Source organism: Microbacterium sp. (assembly GCF_052102115.1).
GTDB lineage: Bacteria > Actinomycetota > Actinomycetes > Actinomycetales > Microbacteriaceae > Microbacterium.
The window spans coordinates 26,203-46,648 of record NZ_JBQDVP010000006.1 but is presented as its reverse complement, the minus strand read 5'-3'; the positions used below and the strand labels follow the sequence as shown (position 1 = coordinate 46,648).

The following is a 20,446-nucleotide window of genomic DNA, read 5'->3' as shown; positions in this document are numbered from 1 at the left end:
GAGTTCACCGCGGGTTTGTTGTCCGTTAACCGGCCCCGACAAATCCTCGCACCGGGCACACCTCCGGTCAACTCGACACGGGATACCGTGGAACGGTGACCAAAGCCCCCATCGCCGCCCGCCGCTCACACGTCCGCACGCACCACGGAGACGTCTTCGACGACCCCTACGAGTGGCTGCGTGAGAAGGAATCGCCCGATGTCGTCGCCCATCTCGAGGCGGAGAACGCACACACCGACGAGGCGACAGCACACCTCGAGGGGCTGCGCGAGCAGCTGTTCCAGGAGATCAAGGGCCGCGTGCAGGAGACCGACCTCTCGGTGCCGTCGCGGCGAGGCGACTGGTGGTACTACCGCCGCAGCGAAGAGGGTGCGCAGTACGGCATCCAGTGCCGGGCCGCGGCAGAGCCCGGCGACTGGACGCCCCCGACGCTCACGCCAGGTGTTCCGGTGCCCGGCGAAGAGATCCTGCTCGACGGCAACGCCGAAGCCGAGGGGCACGAGTTCTTCTCCCTCGGTGCCTTCGATGTATCCGATGACGCCACGAAGCTGCTCTGGGCGCCGGACTACGAGGGCGACGAGCTCTACACGATCCGCGTGCGCGATCTGGTGACGGGTGAGACCCTCGCCGATGAGATCCCGCAGACGGGGGGAGGATTCTTCACCCCGGATGGCGCGGCGATCGTCTACACGACCCGCGATGAGGCCTGGCGTCCCGACACCCTCTGGCTGCACCGTCTCGGCACGGAAGTCGCCGACGACGTGAAGCTGTTCCACGAACCCGATGAGCGGTTCTGGCTGGGCGCGGGTCTCACCCGCAGCCGCCGGTACCTCGTGATCGGCGTCGGCTCGAGCATCACGACCGAGGAGTACCTCGTCGATCTTCGCGGGGAGATCACCGCCGAGCCGCAGCTGATCTGGCCGCGGGTCGAGGGCGTCGAGTACGAGGTCGAGCACGCCGTCATCGAGGGCGAGGACCGCCTGCTGATCCTGCACAATCAGGATGCTCTCGATTTCGAGCTCGTCTCCGTCGCAGCATCCGATCCTCAGGGCGAGCGGCACGTGATCATGCCGCACGAGGCCGGGCGGCGGCTTCTCGGCGTGGATTGCTTCCGCGACTTCGCCGTCGTCGGGTACCGCAGCGAAGGACTGGAACGGATCGGACTGCTCGACTACTCATCGGATGCCGTCGACGAGCTCGCCTTCGACGAGCCGCTGTTCTCAGCGGGGCCAGCCGGCAACCCCGAGTGGCACGCGCCGTTTCTGCGCCTGTCGTACACCTCGTTCGTGACGCCGGCGACCGTCTACGACCTCGATCTTGCGACCCGCGAGCTCGTGCTGCGCAAGCAGCAGCCGGTGCTCGGCGGGTACGAGGCATCCGAATACGCGCAGGAGCGCCGGTGGGCCGAAGCATCCGACGGCACCGCGGTGCCGATCTCGCTGGTGTGGAAGAAGTCATTCGGCGCGCCGGGCGACACCGTGCGCCCGCTGCATCTGTACGGGTACGGCTCGTACGAGCACTCCATCGACCCCGGATTCTCCGTCGCCCGCCTGTCCGAGCTCGACCGCGGCGTCGTCTTCGCGGTCGCGCACGTGCGCGGCGGCGGCGAGATGGGCCGCAACTGGTACGAGGACGGCAAGCTGCGCAACAAGCGCAACAGTTTCACCGACTTCGTCGCATGCGCCGAACACCTCATCGACACCGGCGTGACCTCTCCCGAGCGGATGGTCGCCGAGGGCGGCAGCGCGGGCGGGCTGCTGATGGGCGCGGTCGCGAACCTCGCTCCGACGCGGTTCGCCGGCATCCTGGCATCCGTCCCGTTCGTCGACGCACTCACCTCGATCCTCGACCCGTCGCTGCCGCTCACCGTCATCGAGTGGGACGAGTGGGGCGACCCCTTGCACGACCCCGAGGTCTACGAGTACATGAAGTCGTACACGCCCTACGAGAACGTGCAGCCAGGCGGCGCCTACCCGCGCATCCTCGCCATGACCTCGATCAACGACACGCGGGTGCTGTACGTCGAGCCGGCCAAGTGGGTCGCGGCCCTCCGGCACGCCGGCGCGCAGGACGTGCTGCTCAAGTGCGAGATGGCGGCCGGGCACGGCGGCGTGAGCGGACGGTACAACGCCTGGCGCGAGCGCGCCTTCGAGCTCGCCTGGATGCTGGACGCCCTCGGCCTCGCCTGAGCCGCGCGGGCCCGGGCGCCCGACCGTCACCCGGGCGCCCGCTGCATGTCTGGGTTGTTGCGGGTCAACGGCGCCGGGACTCGCCGCTTCCCGGACACGCCCCGCGGGATGTCTGGGTTGTGGCCGGTATTCGGGCCGCGGACCCGCTTCTTCCCAGACATGCCACTCGCTCTGCACAACACAGCGACGACGCCAGTTGTCCAGACCTCGCGGGTCTGGGGGCCCTGAGGCGCCGTCGAACAGGCTTTGATGGCCGGATGACCCGACGCAGACCACTCCCGCTCGACCTGGGCAACGGCCCCTTCGCCGTCTCGGTGGCACGAGATCACGGTGTGTCCGCGTCGCGCCTCCGCGCCACCGACCTCGAGTCGCCCACGCGCGGGGTGCGCTCGCTCGTCGGCCCCGCGGCCGAACCCCTGGATCTCACACAGGAGACAGCCACGCAGCGCATGATCCGGCTGTACGAGGACATGTGCGCGCGGGCACGAGCGTTCGCTCCTGCGCTGACGCCGGCGCAGTTCTTCAGTCACGACACCGGGCTCGGGCTGATCGGAGCCCCGCTGCCGTATTCGACGAGCGCCCAGCTCGACCTGCACGTGTCCGTGCGGCGGCCAGCGCCGCAGCCCGAGCGCAAAGGCGTAACCGCGCACCGACTTCAGACACGTGAGGCTGCGCGATGGACGATAAAAGACCTGCCGATCGAGCACCCGGCTCGGATGTGGCGACAGGTCGCCGCGAGCTGGAGCCTGGATGACCTGATCGCCGCCGGGGATTTCCTCGTGCACCCGCGCAATGGGCTGATGACCATCGACGATCTGTGGGCCGAGGTCCATGATGCCGGAGACGTGCGCGGCATGCTTCGGCGCGCGCTCCTCGAGATTCGGGAGGGTGCGGAGAGTCCGAGGGAGACTGCCCTCCGACTGGCCATCACGCGCGCGGGTCTGCCTCAACCGGAGCTCAACTGGAACCTGCACGACGATGCTGGCAGGTTCATCGCGCGGCTCGACATCGCCTATCCGCGGTATCGCGTTGCAGCGGAGTACGACGGTCGCCAGCACGCAGAGGAGGTCCAGTTCGCCAAGGATGCTGATCGCTGGGACGACATCCGCACGCACGACTGGACCCTGGTGCGTGTGCTCAGCCATCACCTGCATCCCGACCCTCAGCCGGCGATCGACAAGGTCGCGCAGGCACTCATCGCCGCAGGTTGGCGGCCCGGACGACGATGACATGTCGGAGAAACTGCGGGTCACGGCATCCGCAACCGCCACCTATCCCGACACGCTCCGGAATGCGTCCGGGAAGAGGCGGGTACGACGGTGAAATACCCGGAACAACCCCGACATACCCCGCCGGTCTGGTGGGCACGGCAGGTGGGACGGGCGGCCGGGCCCGGGATGGGCAGAGCGGGCCCGAGGCAGGCCGGGCCGGCCCAGACAAACCGGGCGGGTCAGCCGAAGAGCGCGGCAGCCTCGTCGTAGCGGTAGCGGGGCACGGTGTTGAGCTCGCCGAGGGCCTCTTCGAACTCGACGCGCACGATGTCGGTGCCCTTCATGGCGACCATCTGCCCCCAGGCGCCTTCAACAATGGCGTCTGCGGCATGCAGGCCGAGCCGCGTGGCCAGCACACGGTCGAACGCCGAGGGCGAACCGCCGCGCTGAATGTGGCCGAGGATCGTCGCTCGCGTCTCGATGCCCGTGATGCGCTCGATCTCGGGCGCGAGCTGATCGCCGATGCCTCCCAGGCGCGGGCGGTTGAAGGCGTCGAGTCCCTTGTCGCTGTATGCCTCGTCCATGTTCTCGAGGGTGAATCCCTCCGACACGACGACGAGCGGTGCACGGCCGCGTTCGTGAGCGCTGGCGACCTGTGACGCGATCTCGTCGATCGACATCGGCACCTCGGGAATGCAGATGACGTGCGCTCCGGCCGCCATCCCGGCGTGCAGCGCGATCCATCCGACGTGCCGCCCCATGACCTCGGCGACCATGCACCGCTGATGCGAGTCGCCGGTGGTGCGCAGGCGGTCCATCGCGTCGGTGGCGATGTTGACGGCGGTGTCGAAGCCGAAGGAGTAGTCCGTGGCGCGCAGGTCGTTGTCGATCGTCTTCGGCACGCCGAGGACGTTCAGGCCGTCCTTCGCCAGTCGATCGGCTGCGGCGAGAGTGCCCTCGCCACCGATCGCGATGATGCCGTCGATCTTGTGCCCGTACAGCGTCTTGGCGATGTTCTCCGCACCGCCGCGCTCGCCCTCGTACGGGTTCGTGCGGCTCGTGCCGAGGATCGTCCCACCGATCTTCGACAGGCCCTTGACCTCGTGACGGGTGAGCGGCATGAAGTCACCCTCGACGACGCCTCGCCAGCCATCGCGGATGCCGACGAACTCGAGGTCGTACGACGTGGTGCCCTTGAGCACGACGCCGCGGATCACCGCGTTGAGGCCGGGGCAGTCGCCGCCGCTGGTGAGGATGCCGATCTTCATGCTGGTGCCTTCAGACGTTTCGAGAGCTGGGGGAACGGGCGACGCTGCCTGCTCTCGACCCTAGTGGCCGCGACCGTCGGATGCCATTCCGGAGGGCGCGAGAACCGCCGATCTTGCCGGGCTCATCGGCCGTGATGATCGATCTTGCCGTGAGCAGCCAAAATCGGCCCGGAAACACCCGAAAGAACCGGAATTCTTAAGCCCGATTCACGCGCCGAGCGCCTCACGCAGCAGATGCATCAGGGCGCCGAGCTGCACGGTCTCGCTCGCTGTCTCTTCGACGGCCTCACCGTCGAGTGCGCGCGCCGCGAGCCCCTGCTTCTGGTCGATGAGTTCGGCGATCTTCGTGTCGAGCGTGTGCGCGGCGATGATGCGCCACGCCGTGACCGGCTCGTCCTGACCGATGCGGTGCACGCGGTCGATCGCCTGAGTCTGCTCTGCCGCGGTCCAGCTGAGCTCGGCGAGCACGACGTTCGACGCCGCCTGCAGGTTGAGGCCGACGCCGGCCGCGGTCAGCGAGCACACCGCGACGCCGACGCTCTCGTCGCCGTTGAAGTCGTCGATCGCCTGTTGGCGCGTGGGCGTGGTCTGATCACCGCGGATCGACACGTAGCGGATGCCGGATGCCGCGAAGTGCGCCTCAGCCTGATCCATGACGTCGATGTGCTTGGCGAAGAAGACCACCTTGCCCACCGAGCGCTGCAGCTGCGCTGCGTAGTCGGCGGCGAGCAGGGCCTTGGCCTGACCGATCTTGCGCACCATCGTGAAGACGTTGTCTCCGCCGGTGCCGGCCGCGCGCGACTCTTCGAGCTCGCCGGTGGCGACCAGCCGCACGATGTCCTCATCGATCTCGCCCTCGGCGAGTCCGCGGTCTCCGCGTGCTGCGATGATGCGGCGGTACTTCGCGGCCAGCCGCTCCCCCAGCTCGCGCTCGGCCTGACGGATGCCGCGGCCGAACTCGTCGTCCAGCTGCACCGGCAGATCGGCGATCAGCTTGTCGGGCAGGTCGGCGGCGACGTCCTTCTTCTTGCGTCGGACGATGCCCATCGAGATCACCGCGTCGCGCGCCTCGCCGTAGAACGCCTTCTCGGCGGGTGTGAGGCCCGTGGCATCCAGCTTCTGCATGAGCTCGGTGCCGGGCTTGTCTCCCGTCGTCCAGCCGAGGAAGCGCCAGATCGCGTCGAAGTCCTCGACGTCATTGATCAGCGGCGTGCCGGTCAGCGCCATCATCAGCGGGTCGCGCATGCGCTCGCGGATGCGCGATGCCAGCGCCAGCACGTTCTGCGAACGCTGCGAGCCGAGGTTCTTGATGAAGTGCGCCTCGTCGACGACCATGCCCTGCAGGCCGATCGACCCGAGCCACGACAGGTGCCGGTCGAGGATCTCGTAGTTCACGATGAACACGTCGGCGAAGGCGTCGATGTCGATGCCGTCGCCCTGGATGACGGTCGCGCGACGCTGCGGCGTCCACCGCTCGACCTCGCGCGCCCAGTTCATCTTCACGACGTTGGGGACGACGACCAGCAGCGGGTACGCATCGGCGATGGATGCTGCGAGCACCGACTGCGCGGTCTTGCCCAGGCCCGGCTCGTCCGCGAGCAGGAAGCTGCGGTGGCCCGCACGCACCGATTCGAGGAAGCGCGACTGGTGCACCATCACCTCGAGCCCCTTGGGCGAGATGTGGTCGTACTCGGGGACCGGTGGGAGCGGCATCGAGGCGGAGGAACCACCGGCGCCGGTCTCGAACGCCTTGTACAGCGGCCCCATGAGCTCCCAGCCGTCCAGGCGACGGCGCGGGGTGGTGGTCGTCCGCGGCGTGAGATCGGGCGCGAGGAAGGGATTCGCGAGCTGACGCGATTCGACAGCGGGCGGCGTCACCTGTCGCTCGGCGAGAGCCGCCGGCACGACGGGCGCCTGCACGGGGGCCACATCGGTGATGATGAGCTCTTCCGGCGCGAGCTCCGCACCGGATTCGAGCAGCCAGTCGCGGCGCATGCGCTGGGCGACCGGGCTGGTCGCCTGGTCGGCCTCGAGCAGTTGGATCAGCGAGGTGTCTCGTGCGGCCGTCTTCGCCAGGATCGTGGCGACGCCGTCGAGGCGCTTGAGCAGCTCGGCGCGCGCGGAGTCGGCGAAGGAGTCATCGGCCTTCACCCGAGCGCGCTCTTCGCGCACCAGGAATGCGATGACCTGGAACTTCACCCGATTCGTGGGGCCGAGCTTGCCGCGCTGCGCCTTCGCCTCGATCTCGCGCACCTTGCGCGCGAGGATCGGGATCAGCGGGGCCTCGTCATCACGACGGGATGTCTTTCTGCGCCGCGTCGCGGCTGCTGCCGTAGTCGGCATGCTCCTCCTGAGCGTGAGTGCCGGTGCACCATCAGAGGCGAACCGTGCCGTACGTATCGTCCGCGTGTGGTGTAAGCCATGACCGTGCGGAGTTCGTTCTCGCGCTCAGCGATGCGTGAAATCCACACCTGCAACGTCGAGAACCACTCTCATCCTAGAGCATCGGCGGCGAGAATCGCGCGCGTGGCCTCGACATCCGCCGACATCTGGGTTCGCAGCGCGTCCATGCCCTCGAACGCGACCATGCCGCGCAGGCGCTGCGCGAACTCGACCGTCACGTCGTGTCCGTACAGATCGAGCCCGACCTCGTCGAGCACGTGGGCCTCGACTTGCCGGACGAGCACGTCGTCGAACGTCGGGTTGGTGCCGACCGATACAGCGGCCGGGTGGCGGATGCCGGTGTCGTGGTCATCGAGCCATCCGGCGTATATGCCGTCGGCAGGTACGAACGCGTCGGTGGTCTCGGAGAGGTTCGCCGTGGGGAATCCGAGCTCGCGGCCGCGCTTGTGCCCGTGCACGACCTCGCCGCGCACGTCGACAGGGCGACCGAGCACCTGTGCAGCCGTGGCGACGTCGCCCTCGGCGAGCAGCTCACGGATCCAGCTCGACGACACGCGCCGGTCGGAGCCGTCGATGAACACGTCGTCGACGACGTCGACGGTGAAGTCGTAGCGCGGCCCCAGCTCGCGCAGCAGGTCGGGAGTGCCGGCGCCGCGGTGGCCGAATCGGAAGTCGCGCCCCACGAGCACGGTCGACACACGCAGGGCTCCGACGAGGATGTCCTCGACGAAGTCCTCCGCCGAGCGCGATGCGAGCTCCTGGTCGAACGTCAGCACCAGCGTGGCGTCGATCCCCAGCTCTCCGAGAAGCTCGAGCTTGCGATCGACGGAGACGACGTTGACCGGGCAGAGCTCCGGGCGCAGCAGCGCGAGCGGGTTGCGATCGAAGGTCACCGCGACGGCGCGGGCGTCGGATGCCGCGGCATCCGCCTTGAGCCTCTCGATGACCGCTCGGTGACCGGCGTGCACGCCGTCGAACTTTCCGATCGCGACGACCGATCGCCCGAACTCCGCGGGGATCTCGCTCGGGTCGCGGAAGACGATCACGCGGCGACCTCCTGCCGGCGCGCGGTGGAGGCCGGAACCGCGGGCCGGTGCGTCCGCAACCACCAGATGCCGAACACCGGCAGCACGAGCGGAATGAACAGATACCCGCGGCCGAACACCGACCACACCGAATCGTGTTGGAACAGCTCGGGGGCGGTGAGGCTCAGCGTTCCGACGACGACGACGCCGGCAAGTTCGAAAACGATGGCCACCCAGGCGACGGCATACCATCCGCGCCGCCCGGCGAAGACGAGACCGAGCGTGGCGATGATGTACACGACGGCGGCGAGCGCAGAGAGCGCGTACGCCAGCGGCGCCTCGTCGAATCTGCGGAAGATCTGCACGAAGCTGCGCCCGGTGGCTGCGAGCGCCATGATCGCATAGACGATGACGAGAACGCGGCCGATGCCGGTCATCCGAGAGCGAGTGTCGGTGGTGGTCATAGCGTCTTCCATCCTAAGCGCGCAGCCCGGTGCCGGATGTGCGGTACGTGCTACGCCACCTGGACGGTCCAGATCACTTCCATGCGCCACAGCATGATCGCCACCGCGAGCGAGAGCAGGCCCAGGATGACGGTGCTCCACCGACTGCGCTCCACGAGCGCCCAGGTCACTCCTCCGACCGGCAGCAGCACGGCCGAGATCAGATAGACCCAGAACTCCAGCAGATCTCCGGTGGGCGGGTTTCCCGCGAGCGGAGCGATGATCGCGATGATCACTTGCACGATCAGCAGCAGTTCGACCAGGGCGAGCGCACCCACGGTGTAGTCACTCGGACGCCGTCCCCTCAGCCCGACGATCGCGGCGAAAAGCCCTGCCGCAACGGCGACGACCATCTGCACGATGGTGAACCACAGGATCATCGGATCTCCTCGGGCATGTTCATGGCGCTCTTGATGTCGCGTGCGCGGCGTTCGACGATGCCGATGAGCGCGCCGTCGGGGTCGATCGCCGCGGCCTGCGCTCCCCCGAGACGCTCGGCCTGGTCGACGAGGCGTTTGCCGTGGCGCAGGTCACGGGCCTCTTCTGCGGTGACGTCGAGCCGCTGCAGCACCTGCGATGCGGCGGCACCGGGGCCCAGCGGCTGCGCGTCATCGAGCGCGTCGATGCCGACAGCATCCGCAACGTCGAACGGCCCGACCCTGGTGCGGCGCAGCGCCGTGAGATGCCCGCCGACGCCCAGGCTGGCACCCAGGTCACGGGCCAGGGCGCGCACGTATGTTCCCGAGGAGCAGTCCACGATCACGTCGAGATCGAGGGCGTCGGCGGTGCGGCGTTCGGCCAGTACTTCGAAGCGCGGCACCGTGACGGCACGGGCCGAGAGCTCGACCTCCTCGCCGGCGCGGACCCGGTCGTAAGCTCTGCGCCCGTCGACCTTGATGGCTGAAACCGAACTCGGCACCTGTGTGATGTCTCCGGTGAGCGCGGCGATGCCTTCTCCGACCTGCGCGGTGGTGACGGCATCCATCTTCTCCGCCTCTGCACGCGCGACGACCTCGCCCTCGGCGTCGTCCGTCGTCGTCGCCTCGCCCAGACGAATCGTGGCGAGGTAGGTCTTGTCGGCGCCGACGACGTAGGTGAGCAGCCGGGTGGCGCCTTCGATACCGAGAACGAGCAGCCCGGTGGCCATCGGATCGAGCGTTCCCGCATGCCCGACCTTGCGTGTTCCGAACGCCCGGCGGGTGCGGGCGACGACGTCGTGACTGGTCAGCCCGCCGGGCTTGTCGACGAGGAGGATGCCGGGTGCGACCATTCATCCAGCCTACCGACGCGGACAGTGCTCGTCCTTCGTCGAACGCTCCGCATAGGCTGACGAGGTGCCTGCCCGTTCGCTGTCCCCCTCACGTCTCGCCGAGGAACTGTCGCAGTGGTACCGCGACAATGCCCGGGATCTGCCGTGGCGCCACCCGCAGTTCCACGACCGGTTCGGCGCATGGGGCACGCTGGTCAGCGAGTTCATGCTGCAGCAGACACCCGTCACACGCGTCATACCGCACCTGGCCGCGTGGCTGGAGCGCTGGCCGACGCCGACGGCGATGTCGCGTGCGACCCCGGCCGAGGTCGTGCAGCAGTGGGCGAACCTCGGGTATCCGCGACGTGCACTCTGGCTGCACCGGGCGGCCGTCGAGATCACCGAACGGCACGGCGGCGAAGTGCCGCGTGACGTCGATGCCCTGCTCGCACTCGCGGGCATCGGCGACTACACGGCACGCGCTGTCGCCACGTTCGCTTTCGGCGACCGGCATCCCGTCGTCGACACCAATACGCGCCGGGTGATCGCCCGTGCCCTCGATGGCCGGTCGCAGCCGGGACCGGCTGCCCGACGCGATCTGGTAGCAATGGCGGCGCTGCTGCCCGAGGGCGACGCCGCGTCTGCGGTGTTCAATGCCGCGGTCATGGAACTCGGCGCCGTGGTGTGCACCTCACGTGCGCCGCGCTGCGACCGTTGCCCGATCGCCGATTCCTGCGCGTGGGTGGCTGCGGGGCGTCCGGACACCGGCGATGACCGGCCCCGGCAGGCCCGCTATGAGGGGTCGGATCGGCAGGCTCGCGGGGCCGTCCTTCGGGCGCTGCGTGACAGCCCGGACGCCGTCGTTCCCGCGGATGCCGTGATCCACGATTGGGCCGACGCGGCACAACGCGATCGTGCGATCGATTCGCTGGTCGCGGACGGTCTGATCGAGGCTGTCGACGAATCGTTCCGTCTCCCCCGCTGACGGCGAGAATCGCTGATGCGTCAGAGGTGACGCGCGGTCCGGTGCGCGAGAGCGGTGAGCTCGACGCGGTTTCGGACGCCGAAGGTGCTCATCACACGCCCGATATGAACCTCTACGGTGCGAACCGAGATACCCAACGCGGTGGCGACCTCTCCGTTAGTCAGCCCTTCGATGACGCGCATCGCCACCTCGAGCTCGCGTTCCCTGAGCACCGCCGACCAGGCGACGCGGCAGTTCTCGACGGGGTCAGCATCGGTGATGATGGCGATCGGCGCCGTCGGCTCCTGGCTCCGAGCGTTCAGGTGCGCGCCGAGCCGGGCGATCCGGTCGTCCACGGTATCTCGCCATGCCGGGGTTCCGGCGTCTTCGAACAGGCTCCGCGCGGCGCGCAGGTGGCGTCGCCCGGCAAGCACGTCGCCGTGGACGACGCAGGCAGATCCGAGCAGCGCCTCGACTCTTCCCCGGCAGAACGACGAACGCAGTCCGCGCCCCGCTGCTGCGATGTCGTCGTGCTCTCGTCGCCAGCTCGCCTCGGGGAGCCGTCGGATGCGCACGAGCAGTTCACGCGTCATGCGCTGCTCTGGCGGCTCCACGCGCCGTCGATCGGTTATCGGACCGACCTCGTCGAGGCCCGGCAAGCTCAGCGCCGGCTCCTCCGCTCCCCGGTCGTGCCAGAGCGCGAGCTCCGCGTCGGCCTGCTCCCGCGCTCCGCCGAGGTAGGCGGAGAGTCCCCGGTCGACGATCGCGTCGATCCGGATGCCGTGGGGCAGCGTGGCCGCCAGGACCTGCGGCAGCGCCCCCGTGCCGCCGAGAGCGTTGATGTCGAGCCGGCGGGCCAGCACCGTGCCCAGCCCCGCGAACGGTACACCGATCGGAAGGTCGACGGATGCCGACGAAAGCCGCTCTCGCGCCGTGCCGATGTCGCCGCGCCAGAAGTACAGCAGTGCTTCGGTGACAGCAAGATGGGCGCCCATGAGCGGACTGCGTTCGAATCCGGTCATCAGCGGGTCCGTCTCGCTGATGTACGCGGATGACGTACGTGCCAGCAGCAGCAACCCGTGTTCGATGTCGCCGCCGACAGCCGCGCGCAGCGCGCCGATGACACCGCCGGAGAACGGCCCGGGGGCATCGTCGCCGTCGTCATCCGTCTCCCCGGTGAGGATCCAGCACAGGGTGACAGCCGGTTCGCGGATCGTTCCGCCGGCCTCGGCTCGCGCATCGGCGTCGCGCAGCTCTGCCAGCCACATCCGCATGGACGTCGGCGCACCGCGCTCGGCGCACATCACTGCCGCCAATCCCGCCGTCCTCGCCCATTCCCTCCACTGCTGCGCGTCTGCTGTTCGCGGCCGGTGCTCTGCCGGGTCGATCACGGGAATCATGCCGTGCGCGCAGGTCTCTGCGATGAGCAGGCTGGCGAGTGCCCGGCTGCGCACGGCGACGTCACCGTGCGGGAACAACCCGCCGAGCCAGTCGCCGGCATCTTCGAAGCAGCCCGCCGCGACGGCGGCCGCCCCCGCGATCAACCGAGCTTCATCCCGGTCAGCCCCCTCGGCGTGATCTGCGGCCTCGGCGGCGACCGTGAAGGCGCGATCCGTGTGGCCGGAGTCGGACAATTCCCGCGCTGCGGCGATGAGGGCCGGGGCGACAGCGGGCGTCCGCTCGAACGCTCCGCACGCCAGATGCCAGGCCGCGCTCACTGACGCACGGTACGGTCGGGACCCCCGCAGTTCCGCATCGTGCTGTTCAGCATCGTGCTGGCGATGCGCCCGATGCAGGCGTGCGTGCGCGCTGATCAGGTCGGGGGCCGGTGCTGTGCGCTCCAGCCAGATCGCCATGCGCTCGTCGGCAAACCGACAATGCCCGTTGGAGATCCGCAGATGAGTTCCCAGGGGTCCGGTCGCGAGCGCCCGCGCGGTCCGCTGCGATGCGGTGAGCAGCAGGTCGAGATCGTCATCCGTGCGGAGGGCTGCCAGGAGCAGCACCCGGCGATCGTCATCGTCGAGTTCGAGGCTGTCGAAGGATCGTGAGATCGAGGGCACGAGCGGGAGCAGTCGTGGCAGCATCCGCTGTCCGGCGCGCTGCGCGTCCGTCAACTCGGCGGCCACCTCGTGCACCGTCAGCGCATCGCCGTTCAGCCGTCGGAGCAGTTTCGCGACGACGTGCGGTGCGGTCGGACGACCGGTCGCAAACAGCTCGGACACGACAGTCGGGACACGTTGGCGGACGCCGATCGCCGTCGGCTGCGCGGGCAGGTGCTCCTGCTGTGCCGTCTTCATCGAACGTCGTCCCACACTTCCCAGCCACGCGTCGTCATCCACGAGCCGACGACGGCGAAAGGCTAGCAGGTGCGGGAGCTGTCAGCTACTTCGTTTCGTCTTCACCGTCATCTGCACGGATGTACGGATCCGCATCGCCGGCGTGCGTCGCCGAAGACGCCATCTTCGCCACCTCGGCGTCGCGCTCCTGCGCCTCGCGCAGCAGAGCACTGATGTTGTCGGCGTTCTCCGGCAGAGCATCGGGGATGAACTCCAGCGTCGGCACCAGGCGCGTGCTGAGCTGACGACCGACCTCGCTGCGCAGCATCCCGGTCGCCGAAGTGAGGGCGGCTGCACTCGAGACGCGCTCCTCATCGGTGCCGAGCACCGTGTAGAAGACAGAGGCGTGCTGGAGGTCACCCGAGACGCGAACGTCGGTGATGGTCACGAATCCGAGACGCGGGTCGCGCAGTCCCTTCTCCAGCCGTTCGGCCAGGATGACGCGGATGCGATCCGCCAGTCGGGCCTGTCGTTCTCCAGCCATTTCCCTCTCCTCTGTGACGAATGAGGGGCGCCCGCAGGCGCCCCTCACGTTCGACCGGATCAGCCGCGAGGCTTCTCCACCAGCTCGGTCGTCTCGATCTCATCGCCGACCTGGATGTCGTTGTGCTTTCCGAGGCCGATACCGGCTTCGTAGTCCGTGCGGACCTCGGTGACATCGTCCTTGAAGCGGCGCAGCGACTCGATGGCCAGGCCATCGGCCAGCACGACGCCGTCGCGGATGACACGAGCCTTCGCGTTTCGGGTGATCGTTCCCGAACGGACGATGACACCGGCGATGTTGCCGAACTTCGACGAACGGAACACCTCGCGGATCTCGGCGACGCCCGACTGGACCTCTTCGAACTCCGGCTTGAGCATGCCCTTCAGCGAGTTCTCGATCTCGTCGATCGCCGCGTAGATCACCGAGTAGAACCGGATGTCCACACCCTCGCGTGCCGAGGCCTCGCGAGCCTTGGTGTCGGGGCGCACGTTGAAGCCGACGATGATCGCGTTATCGATGGTCGCCAGGTTCACGTCGGACTCGGTGATCGCACCCACACCGCGGTGGATGATGCGCAGCTGCACCGAATCGTCGACCTCGATCTTGAGGAGCGACTCCTCCAGAGCCTCGACGGCACCGGAGACGTCACCCTTGATGATGAGGTTGAGCGTCTCGACCTTGCCCTCTTCGAGAGCACGGGTGAAGTCCTCGAGCGAGATGCGCTTGCGGGCCTTGGCCAGCAGTGCGTTGCGCTGAACGGCTTCACGCTTCTCAGCGATCTGACGCGCCATGCGGTCTTCCTCGGTGACGATGAAGACGTCGCCGGCACGCGGCACCGAGTTCAGACCCTGAACCTGGACCGGACGGGACGGTGCTGCCTCGTCGACAGCGTCGCCGTTCTCGTCGAGCATGGCGCGGACACGGCCGAAGGCTGTGCCTGCCACGATCGAGTCGCCGATGCGCAGCGTTCCGGACTGGATGAGCACGGTGGCGACCGAACCGCGGCCCTTGTCGAGCTTCGCCTCGATGGCGACGCCGCGAGCGGGCTTGTTCGGGTTGGCCGTGAGGTCAAGACCTGCGTCTGCGACGAGCAGCACGGCGTCCAGGAGCTCCTGGATTCCGGTGTTCTGTCGCGCCGAAACGTCGACGAACATGACGTCGCCGCCATACTCCTCAGCGACCAGACCGTACTCGGTGAGCTGCTGACGCACCTTCGCCGGGTTGGCTTCGGGCTTGTCGACCTTGTTCACCGCGACCACGATCGGGACGCCTGCCGCCTGGGCGTGGTTCAGCGCCTCGACCGTCTGCGGCATGATGCCGTCATCGGCGGCGACCACGAGGATCGCGAGGTCGGTGACCTCTGCACCACGGGCACGCATAGCGGTGAACGCCTCGTGACCGGGGGTGTCGATGAAGGTCAGGGCCCGCTCGACCTCCTCGTGCTCGGTCCACACCTGGTAAGCACCGATGTGCTGGGTGATGCCGCCGGCCTCGCCCTCGATGACGTTGGTCTGACGGATCGCGTCGAGCAGTCGGGTCTTACCGTGGTCGACGTGACCCATGACGGTGACCACAGGAGGACGGATCTCGAGCTCGTCGTCGCTCTCGGCCTCGAGTTCCTTCTCGAGATCGAGGCCGAAGCCCTCCAGGAGCTCCTTGTCCTCGTCCTCGGGCGAGACCATCTGAATCTTATAGCCGAGCTCCTCGCCGAGCACCTCGAAGGTCGCCTCGTCCAGCGACTCGGTGGCCGTGGCCATCTCGCCGAGGTTGAAGAGGATCGTGACGAGGGTTCCCGGCTGCACGGTGTAGCCGGTCAGAGTCTCGATCTTGTCCGCGAAGTCGGCGATCGATGCGCCGCGACGCATGCGGATCGTCTCACCGTTGCCGCGTGTGACATTGATGCCACCGACAACGGGAGCATCCCGCATTTCGAATTCCTGCCGCTTCGCCCTGCGCGACTTACGCTGCTTGGACTTGCCGCCTCCCTTTCCGAACGCGCCAGCGGTTCCGCCGCCGGGACCGCGACCACGACCGCCGCCACCGGGACGACCGGCGAAGCCGCCGCCGGGACGTGCACCGGGACCACCGGGGCCACCGGGACCGCCGCCGGGACGGCCGGGGCCGCCGGAGCGCTGCTGGAACGGTGCGCCGGGACGACCGCCCTGGCCGCCGCGAGGGGCACCGGGGCGGGGGGAACCGGGGCGGGGAGCACCCGGACGCGGGGCGCCGGGGCGCGGGGCCTGCGGACGCGGGATGTTACCCGGCGTCGGGCGCTGGCCCATGCCCTGTGCGGATGCGAAGGGGTTGTTGCCGGGGCGTGGACCAGCCGGACGCTGGCCCATGCCCTGTGCGGACGAGAAGGGGTTGTTGCCGGGCCGAGCGCCGGGCTTCGGTGCATCCGAGTCCGCGGCCGGGGCCGCAGGGGCGCTCGGAGCGGGGTCCGCGGGCCCCTCGGGCGCTGCGGGCGCCTCGGCGGCGGGCTTCTCCTCCGGCGCGGGCTTCGGTCCCGGCTTCGGGCCGGGGGTCGGCGCCTTCGGGCCGGGCTTCGCCGCAGCCGGCTTCGCGGCGGGCTTCTCTTCGGTCTTGGGCTTGATCGCGTCGTCCGCCTCGATGGCGGCACGGAGCTTACGAGCCACGGGCGGCTCGACCGTCGAGGACGGGCTCTTCACGAACTCGCCGAGCTCTTTGAGCTTCGCGAGTGCGACCTTGCTGTCGACGCCGAGTTCGGCGGCGATCTCATGTACGCGTGGTTTGGCAGCCACAATTCTCCTGTCTGGGTCGGTCTGCCCAGACAGGGCAGACCACTAGTCGCGGACGGGTCTCATCTCGAGCCGTTCACTTTGTTTCCATAGCCGTTCAGCCTTTGTTCTTCGGAAGGTGCTGTTCGATGGTCTGCGAGACGGCGGCCTCGGAAAACCCGATGGATGCCGACACGCGTAGTGCTCGTGCGAAGGCCTGACGCCGGATGGCCGTGTCCAGGCACTCACGTGTCGGATGCACCCACGCGCCCCTCCCCGGCAACACGGCACGCTCATCGAAGACGAGGATGCCGTGATCGGCCACCACTCTGAGAAGAGCGGATCGGGAAGCACGCATGCGACAGCCGACGCATGTTCGTACGGGCTCCATCCTACACCGCGCCGCTGGGTGACGAATCCGCGTCGCGGCCGTCACTCATCCAGAATGCTGTCGGGCTGGATGTCGATCTTCGCGCCGGTGAGCTTGGCGGCGAGACGCGCGTTCTGCCCTTCCTTGCCGATCGCGAGCGACAGCTGGTAGTCGGGAACGAGGGCGCGCACTGCCTTGGTGCCGGCATCCAGCACGAAGGAGCTGGTGACCTTGGCGGGTGAGAGCGCGTGCGCGACGAAGGTGGCCAGATCCGCATCGTGGTCGACGATGTCGATCTTCTCCCCCGCGAGTTCCTCGGTGACGGCGCGGACGCGCCGTCCGAGCTCTCCGATGCAGGAGCCCTTGGCGTTGATCGACGGGTCATTCGCCTTCACGGCGATCTTGGTGCGGTGCCCCGCCTCGCGGGCGAGCGAGACGATCTCGACGAGTCCGGCGGCGATCTCGGGGACCTCCAGACCGAACAGCTTGCGCACCAGGCCCGGGTGGGTGCGCGAGACGGTGATCTGCGGTCCCTTCAGCCCCTTGGCGACGCTGGTCACGTACACGCGGAGGCGCGATCCGTGGGTGTACTCCTCGCCGGGAACCTGCTCCTCGGGCGGCAGGATCGCCTCGACGGTGCCGAGGTCGACGTGGATCATCCGCGGGTTCGGACCCTGCTGGATGACACCGGCGACGATGTCGCCCTCCTTGCCGCGGAATTCTCCCAGCACAGCGTCGTCGGCGATATCGCGCAAACGCTGGCTGATGACCTGCTTGGCTGCGAAGGCGGCGATGCGCCCGAAGTCATCGGGGGTGGTCTCCTCTTCGCCGATCACGGCGCCCTCGTCATCGGTGACGGGCTGGAGGACGGCGACGTGCCCGCTCTTGCGATCGAGCTCCACGCGAACCCCTTCGGGGGCCGTGCCCTCGGGCGAGACGTGCTTGCCGTAAGCGGTCAGGATGGCCTGCTCGATGATGGCGACGAGTTCGTCGAAGGGAATCGCCTTCTCCTTCTCGATTCCGCGCAACAGCCCCAGTTCGATCTCCATGACGGTCTCCATATTCAGCTCTTCGCCGCGGCATCGTGCACGCCCGGCATCCGTACTAGGATACCTGGTTCGCGCGGGAGCTGTCAGCCGAGCGCGGGGCGCTTCGGTCGCGGATCGTGTCCGCCGAACGCGGCGACGCGATCCCACACCCAGTCGGCGAGGCTGTCGGCGATCACGACGTCGTCCCGGTCGCGCGAGCGCCGCACGAGCCGGCCGAACGCGACGATAGCAAGATAGGCGCCGTCGTCGTCGGTCAGGACCTGATCCCACATCTCGTCCTCGGGCCACTCCGGAAAAGCTGCAGCGTCGGCGTCGATGGCGGCATCGAGCTCGTCGAGCTCAGCGGCCGTCATCAGCCGGAACGGCTCCGCGAGCCCCCACACCGCACCAGTGCCGGGCTCCTGCCCGTCATGCCAACGTGCGAGAGTGCGAAGCGGGCGGGTCAGGTTCGCGGTCTCGTCCGGGTCAGCGGCCCCGCGGAGCGTCGCCTGCACAGCATCCGGCAGTACCGCGTCGAGCGCGTCGAGGGCGGATTCCAGGTCGAGTCCCCGCTCCATGTCGAGCTGGTGCCGCCACGCCGATTCCACGAACCCCGCTGCGCGCATCTTCTCCGCGGGCACGTCGTTCTCGTCGATGACCCTGCGGAACTTGTTCGCCAATGAGAGCAATGTATGCATCAGCTCGTTCTGCGGGTCCTCACGCAGCAGCCGCCGTGCCAGCTCTTCGGCATCGTCGAAGCGGTACTGCAGAAGATACGACCACCCGAGCATCTCGGCCGCCCAGACGTTTGCCGGGTCGGCCTCGATCGCTGCGCGTGCGACCGGAATCTGACGCTCCGGCGGTGCGAAGCCCTCGGCGAGGCGCGTGACCTGTGCCGCGAGCGCGGCGCCCAGCATGTCCGGCATCGTGCGCCCGCACATGGCGACAGCGTCGTCCATGAGATCCCAGCCCGCTTCGAAGTCGCCGCAGGCAGCCATGGCGTTGCCGAGCTGCATGTGGTTGAACCACAGCTCCGAGTCCTCTTCGACGGCCGTGATCGCCAGCTCGAGCCCCCGCGCGTGGTTGCGCGCCCCGAGTTCGAGGTCGCGCAATCCCGCCGCGGCGTTCGCGAAGAACTGATCGCGTCGCCCCAGCACCTCTTCATACTTCTGCCGCGCCTCATCGACACGGCGCCGGGCGGCGTAGTGGTCGGCGAGCAGGATCACCATGCCGGTGCGCCACGGCTCGTCGGCGAGCACCCGGTATGCGAGCTCTTCGATCTTCGGGTTCGTCGGCTGCGCGTCGTACAGATCCCAGGCGAGCGTGCGGTCGCGGTCGGTGTAGGTCAGCTCGTCGCTCATCGCATGCCCCGCGCAACCCGATACGCCCGCAGCTGATCGAAGGTGCCGTCGTCGACGCCGTACTCGAGTACCGGTGCCACCTGATCGAACCAGCTGTTCGTCGACGGCGTGATGCCCTGCGCGATCCGCACCAACTGCTCGGTGGTCACCGGAACGACGGTGCCTGCGCTCATCGACTCGCTCATCGCCTGCTGCAGCGCCGTGGTGGTCATGTGGCTGAGGTCGGCACCGGAGAAACCGACTGTCGCCGCGGCGAGTTCGACGGCATCGACGTCACCGGCCGGTTTGCCTTCGAGCGCCTGCTGGATCATCGCGGCGCGCGCCACAGCATCCGGCGGCAGCACCAGCACGGTCTTGTCGATGCGCCCCGGACGGCGCAGCGCCGCGTCGATGTCCCACGGACGGTTCGTGGCCGCGAGGAAGTAGACGCCCTCGTTAGCGCTGCGCACCCCGTCGAGCTCTTCGAGCAGCTGGGTGAGGATCGTGCGCATGGCCTGGGACCCGCCGCCGGATGAGCGGCGCCCGCCGATGGCATCGAACTCGTCGAAGAAGATCACGCACGGCGAACTGGCACGCGCGTCTCGGAACACGCTCTGGATCGCACGCTCGCTCTCACCGAGCCACTGGCTGAGCAGATCGGCGAGCGTGACGTGGATGAAGCTCGCCCCCAGATCCCCCGCGATCGCACGGGCGATGAAGGTCTTGCCGCAGCCGGGAGGCCCGTACATCAGCAGCGATCCACCCGGGGTCTGTCCGAAGGCGGCGGCCATTTCGGGGTTGCGCAGCGGAGCGAGGAACGTCTGATCGAGGTGCTGTTTGACATCGGCGAGCCCGGCGACGTCAGCGAGCGTCACACGCGGGCGCTCCGCTCGCACCGCCGACGCCTCGGACGGATGCCGCTCGCCCCCGTGCTCGTCCTCGTCCTCGTGCTCGTCCTCGTCCTCGTGGATACCGGGGGCCGAGGCGGGCTTGATCGGCGGAGGCGCGGCCGGTAAGGCGCTCTCGGTGGGCGCGCTCGCGGGTCCGCGCAGGCGTGCCGCCATTGTGCGCGCCTTCAGCAGTCGCACTTTCTGCGCATCACCACCGCGGGCGGCGAATTCCTCGACTTCCTCGGCCGCGCGCGTCGGATCCTCCGACAGCAGAAGTGCGATGTAGTCCTCGCGCAGGGCGAGGTTGTCCGGATCTGCGGCGACCGCAACGGCGATCACATCGATGAAGTTCTCGTCAGGCATCCGGATCAGTCTTCCACATGGTCGGCAACGGCAACCGCACGGTCATCCCTCGGCAACCGCACGGTCACCCGGTGCCGGGATCGTC

Annotated in this window: 16 protein-coding genes; 3 read left to right on the top strand and 13 right to left on the bottom strand. The window is 68.5% G+C overall.

Translation table 11 applies throughout. The features are described from left to right. The first annotated feature begins 95 nt into the window (after positions 1-95). Together ACTICP_RS03545 and ACTICP_RS03540 are read left to right on the top strand one after the other, a co-directional pair. Entirely contained in the window at positions 96-2,189 is a 2,094-nt protein-coding gene (locus ACTICP_RS03545; RefSeq protein WP_441889566.1) for a S9 family peptidase, read from the top strand. Positions 2,190-2,446: 257 nt separating this feature from the next. Next, on the top strand, positions 2,447-3,418 hold the full coding sequence (locus ACTICP_RS03540; protein ID WP_441889564.1) for a hypothetical protein: 972 nt from the start codon (positions 2,447-2,449) through the stop codon (positions 3,416-3,418). 221 nt (positions 3,419-3,639) lie between these two features. Here the strand turns inward: ACTICP_RS03540 and ACTICP_RS03535 are convergent, their stop codons facing one another. The 6 genes from ACTICP_RS03535 to truB all read right to left on the bottom strand — a co-directional run bounded on the left by ACTICP_RS03535 (position 3,640) and on the right by truB (position 9,869). After that, positions 3,640-4,668: a 6-phosphofructokinase gene (locus tag ACTICP_RS03535; protein ID WP_441889562.1), complete on the bottom strand. Its 1,029-nt coding sequence runs from the start codon at positions 4,666-4,668 to the stop codon at positions 3,640-3,642. 207 nt (positions 4,669-4,875) lie between these two features. Further along, positions 4,876-7,011, bottom strand: a complete 2,136-nt coding sequence (locus ACTICP_RS03530) for a DEAD/DEAH box helicase (RefSeq protein ID WP_441889560.1) — start codon at positions 7,009-7,011, stop codon at positions 4,876-4,878. 149 nt (positions 7,012-7,160) lie between these two features. Continuing rightward, a complete protein-coding gene (locus tag ACTICP_RS03525; protein ID WP_441889559.1) occupies positions 7,161-8,117 on the bottom strand; it encodes a bifunctional riboflavin kinase/FAD synthetase in 957 nt (318 codons plus the stop codon). Further along, the gene (locus ACTICP_RS03520) at positions 8,114-8,560 is read right to left on the bottom strand and encodes a hypothetical protein (protein ID WP_441889557.1); all 447 of its coding nucleotides are present in this window, start codon (positions 8,558-8,560) and stop codon (positions 8,114-8,116) included. Before ACTICP_RS03520 ends, ACTICP_RS03525 begins: the two co-directional genes overlap by 4 nt. A gap of 50 nt (positions 8,561-8,610) precedes the next feature. Further along, positions 8,611-8,979 (bottom strand): hypothetical protein, encoded by a 369-nt coding sequence (locus tag ACTICP_RS03515; protein WP_441889555.1) that lies wholly within the window; start codon positions 8,977-8,979, stop codon positions 8,611-8,613. Further along, a complete protein-coding gene (gene truB, locus ACTICP_RS03510; RefSeq protein ID WP_441889553.1) occupies positions 8,976-9,869 on the bottom strand; it encodes a tRNA pseudouridine(55) synthase TruB in 894 nt (297 codons plus the stop codon). Before truB ends, ACTICP_RS03515 begins: the two co-directional genes overlap by 4 nt. 64 nt (positions 9,870-9,933) lie before the next feature. On the opposite strand from truB, the gene ACTICP_RS03505 reads away from it, so the two are divergent. After that, positions 9,934-10,833 (top strand): A/G-specific adenine glycosylase, encoded by a 900-nt coding sequence (locus ACTICP_RS03505; RefSeq protein WP_441889551.1) that lies wholly within the window; start codon positions 9,934-9,936, stop codon positions 10,831-10,833. Between the two features lie 20 nt (positions 10,834-10,853). Here ACTICP_RS03505 and ACTICP_RS03500 read toward each other — a convergent pair whose 3' ends face one another. The 7 genes from ACTICP_RS03500 to ACTICP_RS03470 all read right to left on the bottom strand — a co-directional run bounded on the left by ACTICP_RS03500 (position 10,854) and on the right by ACTICP_RS03470 (position 20,361). Next, positions 10,854-13,109, bottom strand: coding sequence for a LuxR C-terminal-related transcriptional regulator (locus tag ACTICP_RS03500; protein WP_441889549.1), 2,256 nt, complete (start codon positions 13,107-13,109; stop codon positions 10,854-10,856). Positions 13,110-13,194: 85 nt separating this feature from the next. Next, positions 13,195-13,632, bottom strand: a complete 438-nt coding sequence (gene rbfA / locus ACTICP_RS03495; protein WP_441889547.1) for a 30S ribosome-binding factor RbfA — start codon at positions 13,630-13,632, stop codon at positions 13,195-13,197. A gap of 59 nt (positions 13,633-13,691) precedes the next feature. After that, positions 13,692-16,394: a translation initiation factor IF-2 gene (infB, locus tag ACTICP_RS03490; RefSeq protein ID WP_441889545.1), complete on the bottom strand. Its 2,703-nt coding sequence runs from the start codon at positions 16,392-16,394 to the stop codon at positions 13,692-13,694. 94 nt (positions 16,395-16,488) lie between these two features. After that, positions 16,489-16,761, bottom strand: a complete 273-nt coding sequence (locus ACTICP_RS03485; RefSeq protein WP_441889543.1) for a YlxR family protein — start codon at positions 16,759-16,761, stop codon at positions 16,489-16,491. 41 nt (positions 16,762-16,802) lie between these two features. Further along, a complete protein-coding gene (gene nusA, locus ACTICP_RS03480) occupies positions 16,803-17,789 on the bottom strand; it encodes a transcription termination factor NusA (protein ID WP_441889541.1) in 987 nt (328 codons plus the stop codon). An 83-nt stretch (positions 17,790-17,872) separates the two neighbouring features. Further along, positions 17,873-19,129, bottom strand: coding sequence for a tetratricopeptide repeat protein (locus tag ACTICP_RS03475; RefSeq protein WP_441889539.1), 1,257 nt, complete (start codon positions 19,127-19,129; stop codon positions 17,873-17,875). Beyond that, positions 19,126-20,361 (bottom strand): ATP-binding protein, encoded by a 1,236-nt coding sequence (locus ACTICP_RS03470; RefSeq protein ID WP_441889537.1) that lies wholly within the window; start codon positions 20,359-20,361, stop codon positions 19,126-19,128. The genes ACTICP_RS03475 and ACTICP_RS03470 overlap by 4 nt, the downstream gene beginning before the upstream one ends. Positions 20,362-20,446: the final 85 nt, after the last annotated feature.